The 21,429-nt window shown below is 44.9% G+C and carries 21 protein-coding genes and 1 tRNA gene; 8 read left to right on the top strand and 14 right to left on the bottom strand.

Going from position 1 to position 21,429, the window contains the following annotated elements; genetic code table 11:
- Positions 1–46 precede the first annotated feature (46 nt).
- From AOB49_RS04035 to AOB49_RS11995, 11 genes are all read right to left on the bottom strand, one after another.
- Complete coding sequence (locus AOB49_RS04035) at positions 47–637, bottom strand: anthranilate synthase component II (protein WP_062308292.1); 591 nt, start codon at positions 635–637, stop codon at positions 47–49.
- The gene (locus AOB49_RS04030) at positions 622–2,097 is read right to left on the bottom strand and encodes an anthranilate synthase component I family protein (RefSeq protein WP_082784050.1); all 1,476 of its coding nucleotides are present in this window, start codon (positions 2,095–2,097) and stop codon (positions 622–624) included. Before AOB49_RS04030 ends, AOB49_RS04035 begins: the two co-directional genes overlap by 16 nt.
- A 204-nt stretch (positions 2,098–2,301) precedes the next feature.
- On the bottom strand, positions 2,302–4,401 hold the full coding sequence (locus tag AOB49_RS04025; protein ID WP_062308289.1) for an alkyl/aryl-sulfatase: 2,100 nt from the start codon (positions 4,399–4,401) through the stop codon (positions 2,302–2,304).
- Positions 4,402–4,496: 95 nt separating this feature from the next.
- Positions 4,497–5,939, bottom strand: coding sequence for a sensor histidine kinase (locus tag AOB49_RS04020; protein ID WP_062308286.1), 1,443 nt, complete (start codon positions 5,937–5,939; stop codon positions 4,497–4,499).
- Positions 5,940–5,980: 41 nt separating this feature from the next.
- Entirely contained in the window at positions 5,981–6,667 is a 687-nt protein-coding gene (locus tag AOB49_RS04015; protein ID WP_245640610.1) for a cytochrome b/b6 domain-containing protein, read from the bottom strand.
- The gene (locus AOB49_RS04010; protein WP_245640609.1) at positions 6,664–7,128 is read right to left on the bottom strand and encodes a diheme cytochrome c; all 465 of its coding nucleotides are present in this window, start codon (positions 7,126–7,128) and stop codon (positions 6,664–6,666) included. Before AOB49_RS04010 ends, AOB49_RS04015 begins: the two co-directional genes overlap by 4 nt.
- A gap of 4 nt (positions 7,129–7,132) precedes the next feature.
- Positions 7,133–7,516: a DUF1924 domain-containing protein gene (locus AOB49_RS04005; RefSeq protein WP_062308284.1), complete on the bottom strand. Its 384-nt coding sequence runs from the start codon at positions 7,514–7,516 to the stop codon at positions 7,133–7,135.
- Between the two features lie 101 nt (positions 7,517–7,617).
- Entirely contained in the window at positions 7,618–8,277 is a 660-nt protein-coding gene (locus tag AOB49_RS04000) for a response regulator transcription factor (RefSeq protein WP_062308281.1), read from the bottom strand.
- Between the two features lie 172 nt (positions 8,278–8,449).
- Entirely contained in the window at positions 8,450–9,574 is a 1,125-nt protein-coding gene (locus AOB49_RS03995) for a hypothetical protein (protein ID WP_156471331.1), read from the bottom strand.
- Between the two features lie 20 nt (positions 9,575–9,594).
- Positions 9,595–11,202 carry a ShlB/FhaC/HecB family hemolysin secretion/activation protein gene (locus AOB49_RS03990; protein ID WP_062308277.1) on the bottom strand — a complete coding sequence of 536 codons (1,608 nt, stop codon included), beginning with the start codon at positions 11,200–11,202 and terminating at the stop codon, positions 9,595–9,597.
- Positions 11,195–11,446 carry a hypothetical protein gene (locus AOB49_RS11995; protein ID WP_156471330.1) on the bottom strand — a complete coding sequence of 84 codons (252 nt, stop codon included), beginning with the start codon at positions 11,444–11,446 and terminating at the stop codon, positions 11,195–11,197. The genes AOB49_RS03990 and AOB49_RS11995 overlap by 8 nt, the downstream gene beginning before the upstream one ends.
- Positions 11,447–11,618: 172 nt before the next feature.
- On the opposite strand from AOB49_RS11995, the gene AOB49_RS03985 reads away from it, so the two are divergent.
- On the top strand, positions 11,619–12,209 hold the full coding sequence (locus tag AOB49_RS03985; RefSeq protein WP_062308275.1) for a TetR/AcrR family transcriptional regulator: 591 nt from the start codon (positions 11,619–11,621) through the stop codon (positions 12,207–12,209).
- Between the two features lies 1 nt (position 12,210).
- Positions 12,211–12,549, top strand: a complete 339-nt coding sequence (locus AOB49_RS03980; RefSeq protein ID WP_062308272.1) for a hypothetical protein — start codon at positions 12,211–12,213, stop codon at positions 12,547–12,549.
- 14 nt (positions 12,550–12,563) lie between these two features.
- Here the strand turns inward: AOB49_RS03980 and AOB49_RS03975 are convergent.
- Positions 12,564–12,653 (bottom strand) — tRNA-Ser (locus AOB49_RS03975).
- Between the two features lie 20 nt (positions 12,654–12,673).
- The gene (locus AOB49_RS03970; RefSeq protein WP_062308269.1) at positions 12,674–13,810 is read right to left on the bottom strand and encodes an NAD(P)/FAD-dependent oxidoreductase; all 1,137 of its coding nucleotides are present in this window, start codon (positions 13,808–13,810) and stop codon (positions 12,674–12,676) included.
- 126 nt (positions 13,811–13,936) lie between these two features.
- Between AOB49_RS03970 and pgi the strand changes: the two genes are divergently transcribed.
- From pgi to AOB49_RS03940, 6 genes are all read left to right on the top strand, one after another.
- Positions 13,937–15,442 carry a glucose-6-phosphate isomerase gene (gene pgi / locus AOB49_RS03965; RefSeq protein ID WP_062308266.1) on the top strand — a complete coding sequence of 502 codons (1,506 nt, stop codon included), beginning with the start codon at positions 13,937–13,939 and terminating at the stop codon, positions 15,440–15,442.
- Between the two features lie 35 nt (positions 15,443–15,477).
- Positions 15,478–16,863, top strand: a complete 1,386-nt coding sequence (locus AOB49_RS03960; RefSeq protein WP_062308263.1) for a phosphomannomutase/phosphoglucomutase — start codon at positions 15,478–15,480, stop codon at positions 16,861–16,863.
- A gap of 69 nt (positions 16,864–16,932) precedes the next feature.
- Complete coding sequence (gene nadA, locus AOB49_RS03955; RefSeq protein ID WP_062308261.1) at positions 16,933–18,054, top strand: quinolinate synthase NadA; 1,122 nt, start codon at positions 16,933–16,935, stop codon at positions 18,052–18,054.
- Between the two features lie 38 nt (positions 18,055–18,092).
- Positions 18,093–18,947: a carboxylating nicotinate-nucleotide diphosphorylase gene (nadC, locus tag AOB49_RS03950; RefSeq protein WP_062308258.1), complete on the top strand. Its 855-nt coding sequence runs from the start codon at positions 18,093–18,095 to the stop codon at positions 18,945–18,947.
- Between the two features lie 74 nt (positions 18,948–19,021).
- Positions 19,022–19,312, top strand: coding sequence for a type II toxin-antitoxin system RelE/ParE family toxin (locus AOB49_RS03945; RefSeq protein ID WP_062308255.1), 291 nt, complete (start codon positions 19,022–19,024; stop codon positions 19,310–19,312).
- A 6-nt stretch (positions 19,313–19,318) separates the two neighbouring features.
- Positions 19,319–19,624 (top strand): addiction module antidote protein, encoded by a 306-nt coding sequence (locus AOB49_RS03940; protein WP_342667195.1) that lies wholly within the window; start codon positions 19,319–19,321, stop codon positions 19,622–19,624.
- 27 nt (positions 19,625–19,651) lie between these two features.
- Here AOB49_RS03940 and nadB read toward each other — a convergent pair whose 3' ends face one another.
- Positions 19,652–21,313 (bottom strand): L-aspartate oxidase, encoded by a 1,662-nt coding sequence (gene nadB, locus AOB49_RS03935; RefSeq protein ID WP_062308252.1) that lies wholly within the window; start codon positions 21,311–21,313, stop codon positions 19,652–19,654.
- Between the last annotated feature and the right edge of the window lie 116 nt (positions 21,314–21,429).

Raw genomic sequence — 21,429 nt, 5'->3', positions numbered from 1 at the left:
CAAAGAATTGACTTGGTGTGGGAAAAAATTGCTTTCAAATCATTGGCTAATTGTGGAGATGTGTGCCGATAAAATTTTGAAGGATCTGAATTCCAAACTCTGTACCTATACTTTCTGGATGGAACTGAATACCCTCAATGCTCAATGACGTATGTCTAATTCCCATCACATAATCATCATCCTCCGATCTAGCTGAAATTTCGATTTCCCTGGGAAGATTTTTATCTGAAACGATAATTGAGTGATATCGCATTGCGTTAAATGCATTGAGTCCAAAAGATTTGAAGCACCCATGCCCATCATGGAGTATGCGACTAGTCTTTCCATGCATTAGATGCTTTGCATACTCTACTTGACACCCGTAATATAAGCCAATGGCTTGATGACCCAAGCAAACCCCTAGCACCGGCATACGCCCTGCATTTAAGTAAAGCAAATTACCATAACCAGAATCTTTAGGATGTCCAGGCCCCGGACCGAGTAAAAGGATATCGCCAGCTGACTCTTGAACCACATGAACCAAGCGAGCATCATCATTTCGATACAAGTCAACGAAACAACCAATGCTTTGCAAATAATTCACCAAGATGTGGACAAAGCTATCGTATGCATCAACCACTATTACACGAGGTGACATGAAATTTCCTCATTAGTAATAGCCTTAAAAACGGACCCCATCTTTTGCAATGTCTCGGCGTACTCATTCTCAACCACGGAATCAGCCACTATGCCAGCAGATGCTCTTAATGTAAAAACCGAGTTACACTGAATCGCGGTTCTGATACATAAAGCTGTATTGAGAAAATCAACCCCCAATCCAATCACGCCCAAAGCACCAGCATAGAGACCCCTGCCACTATCCTCAATTTGAGAGATCAACTCAATAGCTCTAATTTTGGGGGTTCCAGTCATTGTTCCCGCGGGAAACGAAGCCCGTAGCACGTCCCATTTATCGCAATCTTTCTTTACCCTTGACTTTGCAGTTGATGTCATATGATAAACATGTGAATACTCCTCAACAGACATAAGCTCAGAAACTTCAAGGCTTTGAGGCAGCGAAATCCTAGACAAATCATTTCGACATAAATCCACTAGCATCATATGCTCAGCAATCTCCTTTGAGTTCTGGTAAAACTCATTTTTGGCATCCTCCCTAGTTCGTACTGCAGCCTTACCCAGCGTTCCAGCAATTGGCCTCATAACCACTTCATCATCTTTCATATATACAAACAACTCTGGGCTAGCTCCAACCACCTTAAATCGATCGCAATCGAATAAATACATATACGGGGATGGATTTAGGAATCGCAATCTTGAGTACACATCCAAAGTGGATATATCAGACCTGATAGTAATTTTTTGCCCGACTTGAATTTGGTAAACATCTCCGACCTTTACATGATTTAAAGCTAGGATTGCCTTGTTCAGGTAGTCGCTCTTAAGGGTCTCTCTGTTGATCTCAAAATGATTTTTAGAAAATGTTGGTGTAGTCACCTCTTTTAAGGAGAAACATGATTCGATCTTAGAAAGATTGAGAGAGTCAACACCTAGAAATTCGTACTCATAAAGTGTTACATGATTTTCTTCAAATTCTATATAGGTGGAATAGCACACTAAACAAATATCAGGAATTTCACCCTGAAGATAGCCAGGTATTTCCTCTATGAAATAGACGGTATTGTAGGAAAAAACAGTAAAAGCCATCACTCCCCCAACGACCCCATCAAATTCAGCATCTAGTAATCTCAAAAAATCCCAAACCCCCGTTCGACTTGCTAGTTCAAATCTCAATACATCTTTACTAGATTCAACCAATGACTCCCCCGCATATAACAACCGAACTCTTTTCAAGAGCTGTTCGTTTCCTGAAACGGTAACCATCCGATCAAATACCTCTATACGAAAGACCGGATTGATGCCTATTAAGGATGCTCTTGAATCGATCGAGCTAGCGCCTAAGGATTCCAGCAAAAATAATTCATTGCTATCGAATGTATTTAATAGATTTTTGTAGACCCAAAATGCGGAGGATCTATAGCTGGAACCATAGATATCTCTATCAATGTGTATCGGATGAATTTTTTTGCTGTTGATCATTTTAAATTATGTATTGATGTAACGATACAACAATACATAATTATTATGAAAAAAACAAGCTCCACACGGATAGCTTGATTGAAAGAAATTACTTAATAGAATGAATGAAATCGTCTAGCAGAAAATTTACTAGAAGATTTCACAATCTAAGGCCATACTAAGCGTTCAATAACAAGGCAATTACACGGAATGACCCACAGAGGTCTATTCTCCCGCAGTAATCGCCATTTCCTGAGCCTCAAAAGGATCCTTATTAGGCTTAGGTGCTGGCTTCTTCGCCTTTGTGCCAGGCATTAATTCAAAGTCTGGAGTAAAGGTTGTTAAGGTGCTACGAAGTTGATCGAATGCTTTGCGATCGCCCTCAAACTTGACCTTACCTTCAGCCAACAACTTATCAAAGGTAGTTTGGCCACCCATAATCTTTTCTAAATCACTGCGATTAATCACGATTGTTAATGTTGGGTTCTTTGCTTGCTGACCTTTAATATTGGTCAAGGCAGAGTTACTCATCTCCACAACAAACTTCTCGCCATTATCTGGAGTATCAAGATTAATCACAAACTTCATGCCAGCAGCTTTCTTACTGTCCATACTAATGGCCAGTGAGTTGAGCCACAGCTCGGTAGTCATAGCTTTAATCATGTCAGGGCCATTCGATTTTGGCGATGCACCAGATGGCATACCATGACGTAGCTCATAAGCAGCACCTAAGAAGCTATTACGCACACTTGGGCTTTCCTTTTGATAACCGATTTGCTCAAAAATATCAGCTAATAGGTCCTTGGCTGCAGTATTGTTTGGCTCGGCATATACCAACTTATTCACGATCTCCATCGCTTCGCGGTACTTGCCTTGCTGATAGAGCTGTTTGCCTTTTGCCATAATCTTGCCAGAACCACCCATCATCTCCACATAAAGTGGCGCAGAGTCACGTGGTGACAAAGGAATCAAAGTAGCGGGATTGGCATCCCAATAACCTAAGTAACGATTAATCACAGCGCGGCTATTGTGCTCTTCAGAACCGTGATAGCTATGAGCAGCCCATTGCGATCTCAGGCTTTCTGGTTGCTTGTATACGTTATGCACTTCATTGATGGTGACACCGTTATTCGCAAGATGGAGCACCTCATTGTTCAGGTGGGCGTAACTATCTCTTTGCGTACGCATCACTTCCTGAATGCGCTCATTACCCCAACGCGGCCAAGAATGGGAGGCAAACATTACCTGCGCCTCATTGCCATAGCGGTATAAAGAGTTATTAATATTCTTAGACCATGCCAATGCATCACGCACTAGAGCGCCACGCAGGGTGTAAATGTTATGAATAGTTCCCGTGATATTTTCAGCAGCCCAAAATGCCTTGAACTGTGGGAAGTAGGTATTCATTTCCGCTGGCGCTTCTGTACCAGGAGTGTTCTGAAATTCCATCTCAACACCATCAACCGTCATCTTCTCAAAAGGTTGATTGATATAGACATTAGGCTCAATTAGACCCAGATTACCGGCAGCTGTATTTTTACCAATCGACTGATCCACGTGTCCAAATGGGCTACGGGGCAAGAGTACTCCGTATTGAAAATACATACGCCGAGTCATGGCATTACCAGCATAGACGTTTTCAGCCACGGCATGATCCATAAAGCCTGCAGGAGCAATCACCTTTACCTTGCCACTCTTCACGTCTGCTTCATCTACCACACCACGCACACCACCAAAATGGTCGCCATGAGAATGTGAATAGACTACTGCTACCACTGGTCGCTTACCTAACTTTTCATTCACCAACTCTAAGGCTGCCCTAGCAGTTTCTTTAGCGGTCAATGGATCAAATACGATCCAGCCGGTATTCGTCTTAATAAAACTAATATTGGCCAAATCAAAACCGCGTACTTGATAAATCTTTCCTGGTACGACCTCATAGAGTCCATACCCCATATTAAGGATAGCCTGGCGCTGCAATGATGGATGCACGCTATCGAAATCCTTGCCTTGCAGTAAGAACTCATAGCTACCCATATCCCAGGCCACGTTGCCAGCATCAGCTTTAATAGTTTTGTAGGCTGGGGCAGCGATAAAGCCCTTCTTGGACTCCTCAAAGTCGCGTTTATCTTCAAACGGCAATGACTTTCGCAAGCCATTTTGCAGTTGAACAGTAAAAGTCGATGGCGCCTTGCCTTTGGGGTCGAAGTGCTTACCTTCCATGGCGCCTGGATCGGCTACTACTCCACCGCCTCCAGCTGCAAATACTGGGTTACCGGAGATCAATGCAACAGTTAGCGCAATGAATGTGAGTTTAGTTTTCATGGGAGTTCTCAAATCTAGTAGTAAATAGTGCAAAAATTGACAACACTAATGTAAAGAGAGCATGGGCGAGAGGCAATTAGCTCTTAGGCTAACACTTATGGCTGTTCTTGCGGTAAAGAGATAATAAATTGCGCGCCGCCTCCTGGAGCATCACGATACCCAATCTGGCCACTATGGCGAGAAACAATGTGATGACACAACCATAGACCAAGTCCCATGCCCGCCTTTTTATTGCTGCTAGCCAGTAATTCAAATAGATGGGCTTGATTCTCTGAATTGATTCCTGGGCCATTGTCTGTGACCAAAAGCTCAATACCCTCAGCCGTATCTCGACTTTCAATCTGAAGCACTTTGGAAGGACCACTCACCCCTGACAGGGCTTGAACTGCGTTATTCACCAAATTCAAGATCACTTGCTGAAGCTCGCCCCGATTTCCATTAACTAGAATTGTTGCAGACAGATTGAGGATGACTTGAATTTTTTTGGAGCTTAACTCTGCTTTTGCAATATTGAGGACAGACTCAACCAATTCGTTAATATCAACCGCCTCCGATCCAATTTTTTCATCTGAAAAAATCGAACGCAATGATTGGATAATTTTGGCTGAACGCTGATTATCACTCAGCAAAGAGGAGAGCACCTCTTCGTACTGTGCGCGATCCATATTCCCATTTGCTAATTTCATTTGCAATAATTGAATATTGAGCTGTGAAGCACCTAAGGGCTGATTAAGCTCATGAGCGATAGAGGCAGATAAGGCACCAGTAGCTGCAGTCTTATTTGCTTTTAGCAAGGATGAGATGAGATTCTCACGTTCGGCGAGGAGCGCTTTAATTTCCTGGTTTTCATTTTGTGACCGTGCGTTCGATAAGGCAATTTTTTCAGCCCAGTAGCCTCCGAGTGCAATATAAGACAAGGTATTCATTACCAACTGGGCAATAGTCATCAAAATCAATACTTGTGGAATCTGCTCGATGTGGCGAATAGTGAGGCCTGATGCAACCAGAATCACTAAGCGAGCTAGGGCAAAGAACAACTCCGCAGTTGTGGCGTACTGCAGATACATGAGCTGTCGAGAGGGTTCTGTTTTTCGTTTTTTTCTTAATTGAGCAATTTGCCAGATAAAAAAGGTGCTGCCCACAAGACACATGAATACCGTACGCATCTCATATGTGCCATTAAGACGCATATATTCAAAAACGGGGGCAAAGATTACTACGGAGGCTATAAATCCATACTGAATAGACTTACTAATTGACCCGTTTAAAGAGCGGCAAAAAAGTAGCTGAAAAATAGCCGCTATATAAAATAAAGAATTAGCAATCGTAAAATTAAATTCTGGCTTTTCTATATTTTCAATTCCTACAATTCCGGTGCCAAAAACAATTAAGGCCAAAATGCTTACGATTAATGATCTCATCCAGAATGGACTTGGCTTAATCAAGCTCTGAGAGCGGAAGTAGTGATAGACACCCAATAGCAGACCAAGCTGAATCGTAGCCAGCATATAGAAATAGAGGGCAATCAGTAATTTCATACTGTCATCGTACTATGGCAATATACAAAAACAGATCTTGCTTATTGAGTGAGGCTGGGTAAGGCGCCGCTAACAACAAGATAAAAAAAGTAAGCGGCTGCAACCAGAAGCGTAGTACCAATGAAATATTGAGGGTAACGAATCGCCTGCTCCGGCAGACCCATTTTCTTACCAGTGAGCATTGCCTTTGCCAAATTCTGCTTTTCAATCACACTCATCGCAATCGCCGCGAAAATGTGCAATATCACCAAACCTAGAGCCAAACTCGCTACTGCCTCATGAATTTCAGAAACAAAGTCGCCTAGAAACTCTTTCATGGTTAAGTAGCCTGTAAAACCGATCAACAAAATCAGCAGCATCAGAGCTACCATGACTAAACCGCCTGCTGGATTATGTCCAACATCATGATGTCGATGCCCTTTCAACATATCAGTGAAATGGGTAAGCACCACTCGAGGACTCTTCAAGAATTGAGAAAATCTAGCGTAACGGCTGCCAATCAGCCCCCATATCAACCTTATCAACACAAGTAGACATGCGGTATAGCCAAACGCATAGTGAATCATGGCTAAACGCTCGCTCTCTGAAGTCAGCCAAGCACCAGCAAAACAGATTACCAAAAGCCAATGAAAGACCCGTACCGGCATATCCCACACAAGAATCAACTGCCGCAACTTTCCAGTGGTACCAACGACATCAGCCATAGGATGATTTATGGGTTTATTCATTTTGAGGGAATCTTAATGTTGCTCTCACTAAAGACGCCCTTAGCGGCATCGATATGACAAGCCCCGCAGTTCGCTGGACTCTTGATACTGGCCCGCTTCCAAACATCAGCCTTCACCTCATCGTGCTTCCGTATAAACCAAGATGTTTTGGTAATTCGATTCTCAGGAGCGGTTTCGCTGTATTTCTGCCGAGTAGCGGCATTCTTAACTAACCAGCTCGTCATTTCAGTCCGAGTCTTTGCATCTACGCTCGCATCTGTACCAAAATGCTTATCCAGACCAGACATCACATTTTGCCAACTCTTCTCACTCAATAGCCCTGGAGGATAGGCCATATGGCAGCTAGCGCACTCTGCTTCATAGGATGCTGGTGCATCAGCTGGCATTGGCATCTTGGCAGCGAACGCGCCAGAGATACTCAACAAACAAGTTAATAAAACGAAGTTATATTTTTTCATCATGAAATCATTTCACCGTCATGAGCCAAGCAAGGACATCTGCCTTCTCTTGAGCAGTGCAATCCCTAGCAAGTACATCATTGCAGTTTCGTTTAAACCATTTCTCCGCCTTAGCTTCATCAGTGAAGCGCGCAGGATTCGCACTTGGTGCCAAAGGCTTAATAACTTTTCCTGTAACGGCATGTTTGGTTTCGTGATTGGGGGGATTATCGTGACAGGAGGCGCAACTCCACTCTTTTCCATGCTTGGCATTAAAAAATTGCTCCCCTCGGGCAGATGAAGCCTTGCCAGATTGAGACTCATAAGATTTCAGCAAATCCTGAGGTGTTGCAGCTCCAACGGATAAAGAAATCAGTAGCCCAGAAATCACTCCAATGAACTTCGCCAACATAAATACCCTTTTATGCACCCTGAATCCTTAAGTATGCACCCTAGAGATAACATTATTAGGCCATATGCGAGCAAATTAGTCGGGTATTGAGCTAGTAACGTTCAATGGCGCAGAGGCTGAGATTCGAAGTCTTGTCCATTCTTAAGGGCGATCAATTGAGCCAATGAGTGCAAATTAAGCTTACGCATTACTTCTGACTTATATTGCTCAGCGGTTGACAAAGAGATTTGGAGCTTCTCTTGAATTTGCTCATCATTGAAACCCACAGCAAGTAACTCAAATACCTCACGCTCATGTGGAGCAAGGTTCTTTAGATCTACCTCTAATTTTGTTTGTTCAATATAGTGACGCATATAAAGTGCATCTTGCTCTAAGCCGCGGGTAATGGCAGCCAATAACTGATCACGCTCAAATGGCTTGACCAAAAATTCAATAGCACCCTGCTTCATTGCGCGAATCGTTTGAGGCACATTACTTTGACCGCTAATAAAAATGATGGGGATCTGCCTGCCTCGTTTCACCAACTCCGTCTGAAGTTCGACACCAGTCATTTCTGGCATGCGCATATCCGTAATAATGACTGCGGGCATTGCTTGAACGGATTGCTGCAAGAATTCGAGTGCTGATGAAAATGCATGCACCTGATAACCCAAAAACTTCAGCATCGCACTTAAAGTGAGTCGCACAGAATCGTCATCATCAATCAAAAATATATGTGATGATTCATTGGGAACAAAACGGCATGAGGACTGCAAAGTCATTTAAAGGTGGCAGAAGTTCTAAAAGCACCAATTATGACAATACTTCCAGGCAAACTGCATACCAAGAAGCTAGGATAACCCCCACTCTTATTAGCTCTTAAGCTAATAAGATTTTTCGCCTAGGTGGACATTAGAGAAAAAAGTGCCACGAAGATTGTGGCGAAAGCACTTTTTACCGTTTCTTATGTTCAATAGAAATAATGCATCCTGCTTCATGTGGATGCCAGGACGGGATATCGGACAACTCATTCGAAACAGTTCTTAAACTCGGCAAAGTGCCTCTATAAATAATTTCGCCATTAGGGAGAATTACTTTTCTGCGCTCCAGGCCACTGACTACACATTCTCTATAGACCCCAGTAGCATCGTTTCTGAAAATCGCATAGGAATCAGCAGGCTGACGCCCTGGAATATTCGAAATCATACTTCTATTGAACCCTGCACTACTAGCTTTTAGCGTAACTTCCACTTTAGGCTCCGGAGCCAACTGAGGCGAGGCCAATGGTGATGCCACAAACATAGGGGTTACAGAAGAAACCGTTGGCGGCACTGCTTGTGGAATCATCTTTGGTGCTAACGGCGGAGCGGTAGGTTTTGGTTGTGGAGCCATTGGTGGCACCAGGGGTGGTGTTGCCATTGGTACTTCCTGTAGCCCTCTCGGTGGCTCAACCACAATAGCTTGTGGAACCAAGGCAGGACTAGTAACCACATCTGTTCTTTGGGGTGGAGGTAAATCTGGAACTCTTTGCTCAATTGGAGTTCCTTCAACAGCTTGACGCACAGGAACTTGTTGTGGCACCAGGGGTGGTGTTGCCATTGGTACTTCCTGTAGCCCTCTCGGTGGCTCAACCACAATAGCTTGTGGAACCAAGGCAGGACTAGTAACCACATCTGTTCTTTGGGGTGGAGGTAAATCTGGAACTCTTTGCTCAATTGGAGTTCCTTCAACAGCTTGACGCACAGGAACTTGTTGTGGCACCAGGGGTGGTGCTAACGGCGGAGCGGCAGGTTTTGGTTGTGGAACCATTGGTGGCACCAGGGGTGGTGATAATGGAGTCACTGGCGGTTGAGGGGGTAACTGATTTGCCGTTGGTATTGGAGCGGTTGGCTGCCTTGCGTTGCCTTGGGATGTCTGAGTCAAGACATCAGGAGTAATTACGGAAGAGCCACAACCATGCTTAATATTGCCGTTGCCATTGCAGTTACCTACTCCACCCCCGCCGCCACCTTTGGCGAATACATGAGCCTGACTAAGCAGAAGGAAAGCCGAAGTAATGCTAATAATAGTTTTAATCATCTGAGTCTGCATTGGATCATCTACCAGGATTGTGTTAGCTGCAACCAAAATGCAGGTGAATAAGCTTGGGTTCCATTGGGAATGCTCTTCATCGGCACCCCATACCAACCACGTACCGAGAATTTCTCTCTAGAGTTTGTTTGAACACCAACTCCAAATGATGCTAAGTTAGCCTGATTAACAAAGTTACCCTGCACAACAGTGTTTTGCTTAACGGCTCCAAAATCAAAGAACCCAAATGGAGAGATGGAGTCCAAATAATTCCACCCTAGATGAAAATATTGCGCGATTTCTGCGGTAGCAGCATAGCCAGTATCACCGATTACCTCGGCATAACCGTATCCGCGCAACCGTGCCCTATCGCCTAAAAAATACTTTTCAACAGTGGGTAAGCTATTGCTTGTATATTGCAAAGAAGCTTCTAAACGTAAGCCTAGCCCAGGGCTCAAATCATCGAGTGGAGTAATGTGGCCAGCCCCCGCTCTTAAGCTGTAAAAATTCGCATCATTCAAATTTTGTGGCGGCGCCGATTGAAGTGTTTGAATGCCAGAGGTGCCGGCAGAAACGGTTACAGAAGCACGCGTAGATTTGCCATCATTCGTATTGGTGCTGTAAGTTAAAAACTGGCGAAATACTCTCGTATCAATATTACTCACACCAGTATTGGTGCCAGCTAGGCTGTAGTAATTAATCTCGGAGAGCGTATAGAGAAATTCATGAGCATTTCTGATAATTGGATAACCAATAATCGCACTTGCTAGGTTTGTTTTTTGAAAGGTATCGCTAGGGGATGTACTTGTGCCGTTATAAAACGTTTTTGTCAGCCCTGTACCAGCTGTCACTTCAGCATACAAACCATCGAGATTTAATGGGGCCCTATAGGTAGCCGTACCAAACACCCCACTCCACTGGCCGTTAAAGTCAGAGCTTGGCAATACGTTCAACCTCAATAAATCTCCTGCGATCAGGGTTGAATAAATCTCTTCCGTCAGGACGCCATAAATTCCTTGGCCAAAATTTCTAGGTAGATTATCAAGAGAAATGCTTCCTCTCTGCTTAACAGAATTCGCTGCAATTCTTAATAAGTCGCTGCCTGATTCTGCGCTTGCAATTACTTCTGTTGTGAGTGAAACTCCCGACAAATCTTTTGCAAGCATGACGCCACGCTCAAAGTTTTCAAGAGTAACAGGGCCGCCACCAATAGCCCGAGTAATGATGTCGGAAATCTTCTTCGCCAGGTCGTCATCAACACCGCTAATCTCTATTTTGCGAATGCTACCCTCGTAGACCACAACTCTCAGCTTAGAGCCCTCAATCTTGCAACTCACTTCAGCCAAGAAATACCCTGTCTCACGATAGATCTTACGCACAGAGTCACAAACCTCTGGATAAGATTGAGCATCAGAACCTCCGCTCGAACGTTTGAGAGCGTCAGACCATAGCTTGCTTGCATCGAAAACTGTTACCCCAGATAAATCCACCCGCTCTAACGAAACTGGATTCTGCGAAAGCGAGGCCTGAATAGATTTAGCGGATGCACTTTGTGCATAGATATTTGCGGAAAACCCGCAAGCAATAAGTGTTGCAATTGCAAATCGCATCAACAAGGCAGATTGATGTTTATTCATTTTTATAAACGTTCACGGTTCCGCCACATGTGGCAAAGCATTGTCGATATGACTCATCGCATTGCCAGTAATTTGGGTTAACAGCACAGTATTGCGGATTGGGATTGCACCTCTTCGCATCATCATGGCTTTTTGCGCGATTTACACAAGCCTGATAGCTGTAATTATTTTGTTGGTGACAGAAATTGACATTGTTTTGTGCCTGCTGACCCATAGCGTTATAACAAACCTGTTTAGTAGTCATGCACTGGGTCGCGCACATCTTTCCAGAGTCACTTGCTGGCGCAATATATTCATATCGATAGGTAGTGCAGGAACTTAAACCTATTACTAGAAGAAGGACTGCAAATAGTGACTTGATCATCAGAATTTGTTAACATGTTATCTACAATGCTCATCATTATTACACAACTGCCATGACTAAAGCCCTTGAAAAGCTTGAAGAAAAAGCTAAAAAGGCTGAAAAACAGATCGAAGACATCGTGAAAGTGGCGCATCGGCTGTTTGAGAAAAATGGCTATGAGCGAGTGGGAATGCGTGAAATCAGTTCTGCCGCTGGTAAAAGCCCAATGCAACTCTATCGCTTAGGTCTTGATAAGCAGGATCTACTAGCTGAAGTGATTCTCAGGGTAAATGCCAAGCAAATCAAAAATATCAAGCCCTTCATCCCAAACCAAAAACTCACTACACCTCAATTTATTGAGGCCTACTTACTTGACCTATATAAACAGGACATTGCAATCAAAGGCATTCGCCAGGAGGGTGCAGCATTTGGTTGGAGGTGGTCCGGCAAATACGAGTCATTAATCATTGGACAGTTAATGCAAATACTGAAGCCGATTTCTGATGCGCTACTGCATGAACACTATGATGACATTGAGGCAAGATGTTTTGGAATTTGGTCTCTTTATTACGTGGGCTATAGAGCTGCAGTCATGAATGATGCCAACGCGCAAGGTTGTCTAGATTTAATCAAACCAAGCCTAAAATTATTGTTAAGGAAATAATATGAAGCTCCACGCAATCATACTTTTAATTACGCAATTTAGCTTTAAAGCTACTTTTGCCATTGAAAAACCCGAAGGCGTTGTTTATTGCAATGGAAAGACTGTTATTGAGTTTCGCTTAATCAATCCAGAGAAAGATGGAACTGCTTCGGATGTGGATTTAACGATAAACAGTAAGACTCTGCGCTTTATGACTGCCTACTCCTGGTTTGGATCTAATCAAGTGACGCCCAAAGGTTTTAAATTTGCAATCTTAGGAGAGAAACAATTTGATCCACTGTTGGTATTTGAAACCTACCTAGAGGATGCAAAGAAAATCAAATACCAGAAGTGCAACTGACCAACAGCACTTATTGGCGGAAGAGGTGAGATTCGAACTCACGGAGGACTTTCATCCTCGCCAGTTTTCAAGACTGGTGCATTCAACCGCTCTGCCACTCTTCCGTTGCGAATTGAGACCTAGATTATAGAGAACTTTTCACAAGCATCTCCAAATGCTTGGCAATTGCTAGGCTGGAAGTGAGTCCAGGGGACTCAAAGCCATAGAGATTAAATAGGCCATGCAGCTGATGTTGGCTGGGTCCATCAAAGCAAAAGTCCCCTGCTGGTGCGCTCGAGGGCACAATTTTTGCCCTAACGCCAGAGTAATCTGCCTGTAGAGCCCCATCTTTTAGGCCGGGCCAATAACGACGAACTGCGGCGTAAAAGCCCTCTCCCCTCCGAGGGTCGACCGTATAGTTGATTTGATCCTCTTCCTCAATATCAAGCCATTCCACATCTGGCCCAAACTTAGCTTGCCCACCCATATCAAGCGTAAGGTGCACACCCAAACCCCCAGGTTCGGGAATTGGGTAAATCAGATGGGTAAAGGGTGACTTTCCAGACAAGGAAAAATAATTTCCTTTTGCGAAATAGGCCTTCGGAATTTGTTCGGGAGATAGGCCTTCAATTTTTCTGGCTAGAGCTGGTGCACTCATGCCAGCGCAATTGATGAGTAATTTGGTCTGCATCCGCATCCCATCAGCGCCCCCAATTTCCAGTTCAAAGCCTCCTTCAGCATTCTTTCCAATTGGCTTTGCACTCATTAGCGGGGATTGATAGGCGACCATGCCACCTGCATCCTCAAAGCCACCTAGCAAGGAGAGCATGAGGCCATGACTATCCACAACGCCTGTAGAGCCAGATAAGAGTGCAGCCTCACATTGAAGTTGTGGTTCAAGCGCCCGAGCCTCCGCCCCAGAAATCAATTTAATATCTGGCACTTGATTGTTTTGTGCTTTATAGAGAATGGCCTGCAAATCATCTACCTGGCTGGCATCTGAAGCCACAATTAACTTGCCATAAGCATGAGTGCCCACTTGATGACTGCGGCAATATTCATACAAAAGTCGGTTGCCCTCTACGCAAAGTTTCGCTTTGAGAGAATCCTTGGGGTAATAAATGCCCGCATGAATGACTTCGCTGTTACGAGCACTACTGATGGTGCCAAAGGAGTTCTCTCTCTCGAGCAAGATCGTTTCACGACCCTGGAGAGCCATCTCTCGCGCAACAGCTAGTCCAACTACGCCAGCCCCGACAACAACGCAATCCACCTGCTCCATTCAATTTTTCCTGACTCGACTCTAGATATCCTGATTTTCAGCCATACTAAGGCTCTACATTGCTGAAATCGTAACATTTTCAGTGTTTTAAGGGGATTTAGATATCTATATTGATAAAATCTAGAAATGTCTTATTTGTCCCATTTAAACCCCCCAAACCTCCATTCGGCCGTTGAAATAGTCCTTGATACTGCCTACCAAGGCATAGATACCCAAGGCTGGGAAAAGTTATTTGCGGAAGCGCGCCAATCGCAGCTGGAGCAATTTATTGCCGATCTTTTTGCGGGCAAACACATTAACAATAGCGAGGACCGCCCCGCACTTCATTCAGCACTACGAAATCTCACCAAAACACCCATCCTTATCGATGGCAAGGATGTGATGCCAGCGGTTGCTGATGTTTGGCGACGAATTGAGGCTCTTTGCAATAAGTGGGTGGGTGTCACTGATGTCATTCATATTGGCATTGGCGGCTCAGACTTTGGGCCTCGCCTAGCTATTGAGGCATTAGCACATGTTCCGGGACTACAAAGTCGCGGTATGCGGATGCACTTTTTGGCCAATATTGATACCGCAGAATTAGCGCGCATTTTGGCGCGTGCGCAACCCCACAGTACACGCGTTGTCATTGTCTCCAAATCATTTACAACCCTTGAGACTACGATGAATGCCAAAGCGGTAGTTGCTTGGCTTAAAGACAGTGGCTGCACTCAAAGTCAAATTACTCACGCACTCTATGCGGTAACTGCCAATATTCACGCTGCCAAAGATTTTGGGGTTGATGAAGACAATATCTTTCCTTTTTGGGATTGGGTTGGAGGTCGCTACTCGGTGTGGTCAGCAGTGGGACTTCCCATTGCCCTACAGTATGGCTTTGAAACCTTCAAACAATTTTTGGCTGGCGCGGAAGCAATCGATCTCCATTTTAAGAATGCACCTCTTGAGAAAAATTTGCCCGTCATCATGGCTTTAAGTCTTCTCTATCAGCAAGAGAAACATCACATCAAGGCTTATGCGGCAATTCCCTATGCGGATGCGTTGGATTGGTTTCCAAAATGGCTACAGCAGCTTGATATGGAAAGTAACGGTAAAAGCGTTGATCGCAATGGCAAACCAGTGAAGCACTCTTCTCCCGTTGTCTTTGGCAGCGCGGGAAGCAATGCGCAGCACTCTTACTTCCAACTTTTTCATCAGGGCACTGAAATTATTCCGATAGATTTCATTGCGGTACGAGACCCTATGAGCGACCGTCCTGAAGCGGTTGCGCACCATCGTATCTTGCTATCAAACTGCTTAGCCCAAGCTCAGGCACTAGCAAACGGCAAGACTGCCAGCAATCCAAATGATGTTTATCCCGGTAAGCGTCCAAGCAATTTCCTATTGCTACCTAAACTCAATGCCTTTTACTTAGGCGCCCTTCTCGCGCTTTACGAAAACCGCACTGCCACCTTAGGCGCGCTTTGGAATATCAATAGCTTTGATCAGCCCGGTGTTGAATACGGCAAGGTATTAGCCAAGCCAATTGAAAAGGCCTTGGCGAGCCATCAAAGCGATATTCAATCGAACGCAGAGATCGATGCCGTTACCGCCGCCCGTATTAATTTATTGAATTCAAATTACTCACCATCCTAGTTAAGTGTGAGCATTTTTTAACTGAAAGATCTGCAATGCAATTGTCTCCATCAATTTTTAAAGCTTATGACATCCGTGGCATTATTGACGAGACTTTAGATCCTTCTATCGCTAAGTTAATCGGCCAAGCTTTTGGCACTGAAATGCGCGAGCTTGGAGAAACCCACATTGTCATCGGTCGCGATGGCCGCCTATCTGGACCTAGTTTGATTGAAGCATTAACCGAGGGTCTTCTTTCTACTGGAATTAACGTTATTGATTTAGGAATGGTTGCTACGCCAATGGTGTACTTTGCTGCGAACCATACGATAGATGGCAAAACTCCAAAGTCAGGCATCATGATTACTGGCAGCCACAATCCGCCAAACTACAACGGATTCAAAATGGTCTTAGGTGGTGCTGCGATTTATGGCGATCAGATTCAAGCTTTGCGCAAGCGCATAGAAGCAAAAAAATTTGTAAGCGGTCAAGGTGCTAGAAGTACCTTTGATATTTTCCCGATGTACCTCAACTACATTGTGGGGGATATCAAAATGGCGCGCCCCATGAAAATTGCGGTTGATTGCGGCAATGGCGTTGGTGGCGCATTCGCGGGAAAACTTTTTAGAGCGCTTGGATGTGAAGTACAAGAATTATTTTGCGAGGTTGATGGCAAATTCCCCAATCACCATCCAGATCCAGCCCATATTGAAAATCTGCAGGATCTGATTAAAAATCTCCAGACTACCGATAATGAATTAGGTCTCGCCTTTGATGGTGATGCTGATCGTTTAGGCGTTGTCACTAAAGATGGGCAGGTGATTTTTCCTGATCGCCAAATGATGCTTTTTGCTAAAGATGTGTTATCCAGAAATCCTGGCGGACAGATTATTTACGATGTGAAATGCACTCGCAATCTTGGTATCTTCGTTAAAGAACATGGTGGTGAGCCCATTATGTGGAAAACAGGTCATTCACTGGTCAAGGCCAAGCTGAAAGAAACTGGCGCGCCACTTGCTGGCGAGATGAGTGGTCACATCTTCTTCAAGGATCGTTGGTTTGGATTTGATGATGGTCTATATACAGGTGCGCGCTTGTTAGAGATTCTTAGTAAAGAGAAAAATCCAAGCGATACACTGAATAACTTACCAAATGCCATCTGCACTCCAGAACTGCAACTCGCTTGCGCTGAAGGTGAGCCATTTACCCTGTTGGAAACCATTAAGGCCAATGCGAAGTTCCCTACCGCAGAGTCAATCAATACGATTGATGGCGTACGTGTGGAATACGCCGATGGATTCGGCCTAGCTAGACCATCAAACACTACCCCCGTAGTAGTGATGCGTTTCGAGGCGGATAGCCAAGAGGCTATCAAACGCATTCAGGCGGAATTTAAAGCGGCATTATTCGCTGCCAAGCCTGGGGCACAATTACCCTTCTAATATCACTAGGGTGTTCTACAAGATTTAACCTTCCTTAACCAGAAATTAAATGGCAAGCTAAAATTTAGCATGAGCTCAAACCCCCTTATTGCTTTTGACTACCCCCAGCAAGATGCCGCTGGGGCTACCTGTACCGCCCAAGCATGGGCCAAAACACCGCCTCAACTCCATGGCGCCGAGAAGGCTGCTGTTATTAGCCGCATTAAGCAATTATTAGTTGAAAAAGATGCCGCTTTAGTAGCTCACTACTATGTCGATGGCGATATTCAAGACCTCGCAATAGAAACAGGAGGCTTTGTTGCCGACTCATTAGAGATGGCACGCTTTGGCAAGAACCACTCCGCTAAGAATTTGATTGTCGCTGGAGTGCGCTTTATGGGTGAGTCGGCAAAGATTCTCAGTCCTGAGAAACGCGTTTTCATGCCAGACTTAGACGCAACTTGCTCCTTGGATTTAGGCTGTGATGCCGGCGACTTTGCAAGCTTTCGAGCTGCGCATTCCGATCGCACTGTGGTGGTGTATGCCAACACCAGCGCTGCCGTGAAAGCACAAGCTGATTGGATGGTGACAAGTTCCTGTGCTCTAGCTATTGTTCATCAACTCAAAGTTGAGGGAAAGAAAATTTTATGGGCGCCTGATCGTCACTTAGGTCGCTACATACAGGAACAAACTGGCGCAGATATGCTGCTATGGAATGGCGCCTGCATTGTCCACGATGAATTTAAAGCAGTAGAGCTGGAAATGCTAAAAGCGGCACACCCAAATGCCATGATTCTGGTTCATCCAGAATCTCCACAAGCAGTGGTCGATTTAGCGGATGTTGTCGGCTCTACTTCCGCCATGATTAAAGCCGTTGTCGAGGGTAGCGCTACTGAGTACATCGTAGCTACGGATAAAGGCATCTTGCACCGCATGCGCCAACTCGCACCGCATAAAGTATTAATTGAAGCGCCGACGGCTGGCAATAGCGCCACTTGCAAGAGTTGCGCGCATTGCCCTTGGATGGCTATGAATGGCTTACAAGGGATATTAAATTGCCTAGAGAATGCTTCTGGTGAGATCTTCATTGAGGAAGATATTCGTATAAAAGCATTGGGCTGTATCGAACGTATGCTTGATTTCACCCAAAATCATCCCGACCTTCTAGCAAAAGCGCAACATGGCTTTGTGAAGAATATTGGCGCCGCCTAATCCATTTGCATTGACTTCATTTTTGATTGATTCCCTCCATGTTTGATTACAACGAAACCTTAGAGCAAGCGCGTCAACGAAATATTCACGATGCCCTCATGGAAGATATCGGTAAGTGCGATTGGACGGCGCAATTGGTTCCTAGTAAGTTAGTTCATGCGCAACTCATTGTTCGTCAAGAGGCGGTTTTATGTGGAGTAGATTGGTTTGAGGGCGTCCTCAAAAAATTAGACCCCGCGGCAAAGGTCACTTGGCACTACATTGAGGGCGATCTCATGAAGCCCGATACTAAGGTTTGCGATATTGAAGCAAATTCACGCGCCCTACTATCTGCCGAACGCCCCTGCATTAATTTCTTGCAAACACTCTCTTGGACCGCAAGTATTGCGCGCCAACATGTTGACGCCATTGCTGGTGCAAGTCCAAATCCAAAGGGTTGCGCGGTGCTAGATACTCGTAAAACAATTCCAGGACTGCGACAAGCACAAAAGTATGCGGTACGAGTAGGCGGCGGTCAAAATCAACGTCTAGCTCTTTGGCATGGCATTCTCATCAAAGAAAACCATATCGCCGCTGCCGGTGGAGTTGCTGCTGCAATCAAGGCTGCTCAAGCCTTAAATTCTGGAGTAGATATTCAGGTAGAAGTAGAAAACTTTGCCGAACTGGAAGAAGCTTTGGCTGCCGGTGCAAAGAGTATCTTGATAGACAACTTCACTACCGATCAGATGAAAGAAGCTGTTGCCATTACTAATGGTCGCGCCCTTTTAGAGGCTTCTGGCGGCATTAACCTAGAGCAGATGCGCGCTATTGCAGCCACCGGCGTTGATCGTATCTCCCTGGGCAAGCTCACTAAGGATATTCTGGCTGTAGATTTCTCAATGAGAATTTTGTAAGTCCTTCCCCCTATTTCCAGATCAACATCGGGCATATTCTTTGACTTAGTGTATCCTATTGGATACACTTGTGCATGATCGAGATTAGGAAAACAGAAGAATTTAAAGTCTGGTTAGATAACTTATTTGATTTAACGGCCAGAGCTAAGATACAAGCGAGAATTAAAAGATTGTACGAAGGCAATGCAGGCAACATTAAGTCAGTAGGTGAAAAAGTATTTGAGATGAAAGTTGATTTTGGTCCTGGGTATCGAGTGTACTTCACCAAACATGGTCAAAAAATTACCATTCTTTTATTGGGTGGAGACAAAAGTACACAAGCCAAAGATATTAAACATGCACAACGTTTAGCTAGAAATCTATAAAAAATCATGATCAAAAAAACAATCACAACCCCTTATGATGTAGCCGAACATCTTCGTACACCAAAAGAAATGGCTGCCTACTTAGAGGCTTGCATTGAAGAGGCAAATGGTGATGCCGCATTTATTGCCAAAGCATTAGGGGATATTGCCAGAGCCAAAGGGATGACTCAAGTTGCCAAGGATTCTGGATTGACGAGAGAGAGCCTATACAAATCACTCTCGGGTGATCGAATCCCGGGATTCGATACCATCCTTAAAGTTATCTCAGCATTGGGCTTAAGCCTTCATGCTACGCCCGCTATTAAGAAATAAAAGCACCCAAACCGAAGGTGTGGCCAATTAAGTTTCCGCACCCTCTGAATTCCCCTCGGCCTGAGGAGTCAGAATAGTTGGATAAGAAACGGCCCAAGTACCGGGGTAGTCACGACTATAGTGCAGACCTCTACTCTCTCTGCGCATGAGTGCCGATCTAACGATCAACTCCGCGCACTCAAGTAAGTTACGCAACTCAATCAGATCGCGCGTCACTTTAAAATTAGCGTAATACTCTTGAACTTCGTAACGCAAGAGTTTAATGCGATGCAATGCTCGCTCTAGCCTGCGATTCGTTCTCACGATGCCCACATAGTTCCACATTAATGAGCGCAACTCATCCCAGTTGTGAGCAATAACTACTTGTTCATCAGCATCTTCCACCTGACTCTCATCCCAAAGTGGTAGTTTCGGCATGGCTTGCGCTTTTAATGCAGAGATATCTTCCGCAGCAGCCTTGCCAATTACGACACACTCCAACAATGAGTTACTTGCCAAGCGATTCGCGCCGTGCAAACCAGTGTATGTAGCCTCACCTACAGCGTAAAGGCCCGGCAAATCAGTGCGCCCCTTAAGATCCGTCACTACACCACCACAGGTGTAATGGGCAGCAGGCACAACGGGAATAGGCTCTTTAGTGATATCCAATCCAAGACTCTTGCAGCGAGCATAGATCATCGGAAAGTGCTCTTTAATGAATGTCTCGCCTAAATGGGTTGCATCAAGATGAACATAATCCAAGCCGTGCTTCTTCATCTCGAAGTCGATAGCACGAGCCACAATATCGCGAGGAGCCAATTCATTGCGTTCATCATGCTCATGCATAAAGCGCGTGCCATCGGGTAACTTTAATATCCCACCTTCACCACGCATTGCCTCAGTAATCAGGAAAGTACGATCGCTTGGGTGATACAAGCAGGTTGGATGAAACTGAATAAATTCCATATTACCCACACGACAACCGGCACGCCATGCCATAGCAATACCATCACCTGTAGCGGTATCTGGATTGCTGGTATATCGGTATACCTTACCAACTCCACCCGTAGCCAAAACAACAGATTTAGCCGCAATCGTTTCAACGCGGTTATTTTTAATATCGAGTGCATAGACACCGTAGCAACGATTAGGCTTGGTGCGCTGCGTCTTCGCATCTAAATGGCGGTTAGTAATCAGATCTAGCGCAATCCAATGCTCTAACAATTGAATATTCTTATGAGTGCGCGCTTTATCTAAAAGCACCTCATGAATTGCCTTACCAGTTGCATCAGCAACGTGAGCAATACGGCGCTGACTATGGCCGCCTTCACGTGTTAAATGCAGGCCCATAGGACCTGCCTCATCAGCAGTAAAAGGCACGCCTTGATTTACCAACCATTGAATCGCTTCAGTACTTTCCTCGGCGATATAGCGAGCGGTAGATTCCACAACAAGACCGGCGCCAGCATCCAGGGTATCTGCTACGTGGGCATCTACGCTGTCATGCTCTTTATCAACTACCCCAACAATACCGCCTTGCGCCCAAGCCGTTGCTGCTTCGCCTAAACCGCGCTTTGCCATCACAATCACAGGCTGGGTTTTGGCCATATGCAGAGCAACAGTTAAGCCTGCTAAACCAGCTCCAATAATCAAGACAGGGAGTTCCGCTTTACTATCGGCTGGAGGGATTTGAGATTTTGAATTAGTCATGGAGGGTTAATTCTAAAGGGCATTCGCTATTTAGGCATTTTTCAAGCCCAAGAACAACAAAGCCCCTAATAACGGGACTTTGTTGAGTCGAGAGGAATTTCCTTAAGAAACTATTG

This window comes from Polynucleobacter sinensis, assembly GCF_001595985.1.
Taxonomy (GTDB): Bacteria; Pseudomonadota; Gammaproteobacteria; order Burkholderiales; family Burkholderiaceae; genus Polynucleobacter; species Polynucleobacter sinensis.
Note: the sequence above shows the minus strand (reverse complement) of the source record. Positions and strands in the feature narration are given on the sequence as shown.

What these genes read in the sequence shown, in the direction of transcription:
- AOB49_RS03940 (WP_342667195.1), top strand. Translation starts at nt 19,319, where the DNA reads ATGATCAAAAAAACAATCACAACCCCTTATGATGTAGCCGAACATCTT.
- pgi (WP_062308266.1), top strand. Translation starts at nt 13,937, where the DNA reads ATGTCTTATTTGTCCCATTTAAACCCCCCAAACCTCCATTCGGCCGTT.
- AOB49_RS04035 (WP_062308292.1), bottom strand. Translation starts at nt 637, where the DNA reads ATGTCACCTCGTGTAATAGTGGTTGATGCATACGATAGCTTTGTCCAC.
- AOB49_RS03960 (WP_062308263.1), top strand. Translation starts at nt 15,478, where the DNA reads ATGCAATTGTCTCCATCAATTTTTAAAGCTTATGACATCCGTGGCATT.
- AOB49_RS04015 (WP_245640610.1), bottom strand. Translation starts at nt 6,667, where the DNA reads ATGAATAAACCCATAAATCATCCTATGGCTGATGTCGTTGGTACCACT.
- AOB49_RS04030 (WP_082784050.1), bottom strand. Translation starts at nt 2,097, where the DNA reads ATGATCAACAGCAAAAAAATTCATCCGATACACATTGATAGAGATATC.
- nadA (WP_062308261.1), top strand. Translation starts at nt 16,933, where the DNA reads ATGAGCTCAAACCCCCTTATTGCTTTTGACTACCCCCAGCAAGATGCC.
- AOB49_RS04000 (WP_062308281.1), bottom strand. Translation starts at nt 8,277, where the DNA reads ATGACTTTGCAGTCCTCATGCCGTTTTGTTCCCAATGAATCATCACAT.
- AOB49_RS03990 (WP_062308277.1), bottom strand. Translation starts at nt 11,202, where the DNA reads ATGAATAAACATCAATCTGCCTTGTTGATGCGATTTGCAATTGCAACA.
- AOB49_RS03995 (WP_156471331.1), bottom strand. Translation starts at nt 9,574, where the DNA reads ATGATTAAAACTATTATTAGCATTACTTCGGCTTTCCTTCTGCTTAGT.
- AOB49_RS04020 (WP_062308286.1), bottom strand. Translation starts at nt 5,939, where the DNA reads ATGAAATTACTGATTGCCCTCTATTTCTATATGCTGGCTACGATTCAG.
- AOB49_RS11995 (WP_156471330.1), bottom strand. Translation starts at nt 11,446, where the DNA reads ATGACTACTAAACAGGTTTGTTATAACGCTATGGGTCAGCAGGCACAA.
- nadC (WP_062308258.1), top strand. Translation starts at nt 18,093, where the DNA reads ATGTTTGATTACAACGAAACCTTAGAGCAAGCGCGTCAACGAAATATT.
- AOB49_RS04010 (WP_245640609.1), bottom strand. Translation starts at nt 7,128, where the DNA reads ATGATGAAAAAATATAACTTCGTTTTATTAACTTGTTTGTTGAGTATC.
- AOB49_RS03970 (WP_062308269.1), bottom strand. Translation starts at nt 13,810, where the DNA reads ATGGAGCAGGTGGATTGCGTTGTTGTCGGGGCTGGCGTAGTTGGACTA.
- AOB49_RS03985 (WP_062308275.1), top strand. Translation starts at nt 11,619, where the DNA reads ATGACTAAAGCCCTTGAAAAGCTTGAAGAAAAAGCTAAAAAGGCTGAA.
- AOB49_RS04025 (WP_062308289.1), bottom strand. Translation starts at nt 4,401, where the DNA reads ATGAAAACTAAACTCACATTCATTGCGCTAACTGTTGCATTGATCTCC.
- AOB49_RS03945 (WP_062308255.1), top strand. Translation starts at nt 19,022, where the DNA reads ATGATCGAGATTAGGAAAACAGAAGAATTTAAAGTCTGGTTAGATAAC.
- AOB49_RS03980 (WP_062308272.1), top strand. Translation starts at nt 12,211, where the DNA reads ATGAAGCTCCACGCAATCATACTTTTAATTACGCAATTTAGCTTTAAA.
- nadB (WP_062308252.1), bottom strand. Translation starts at nt 21,313, where the DNA reads ATGACTAATTCAAAATCTCAAATCCCTCCAGCCGATAGTAAAGCGGAA.
- AOB49_RS04005 (WP_062308284.1), bottom strand. Translation starts at nt 7,516, where the DNA reads ATGTTGGCGAAGTTCATTGGAGTGATTTCTGGGCTACTGATTTCTTTA.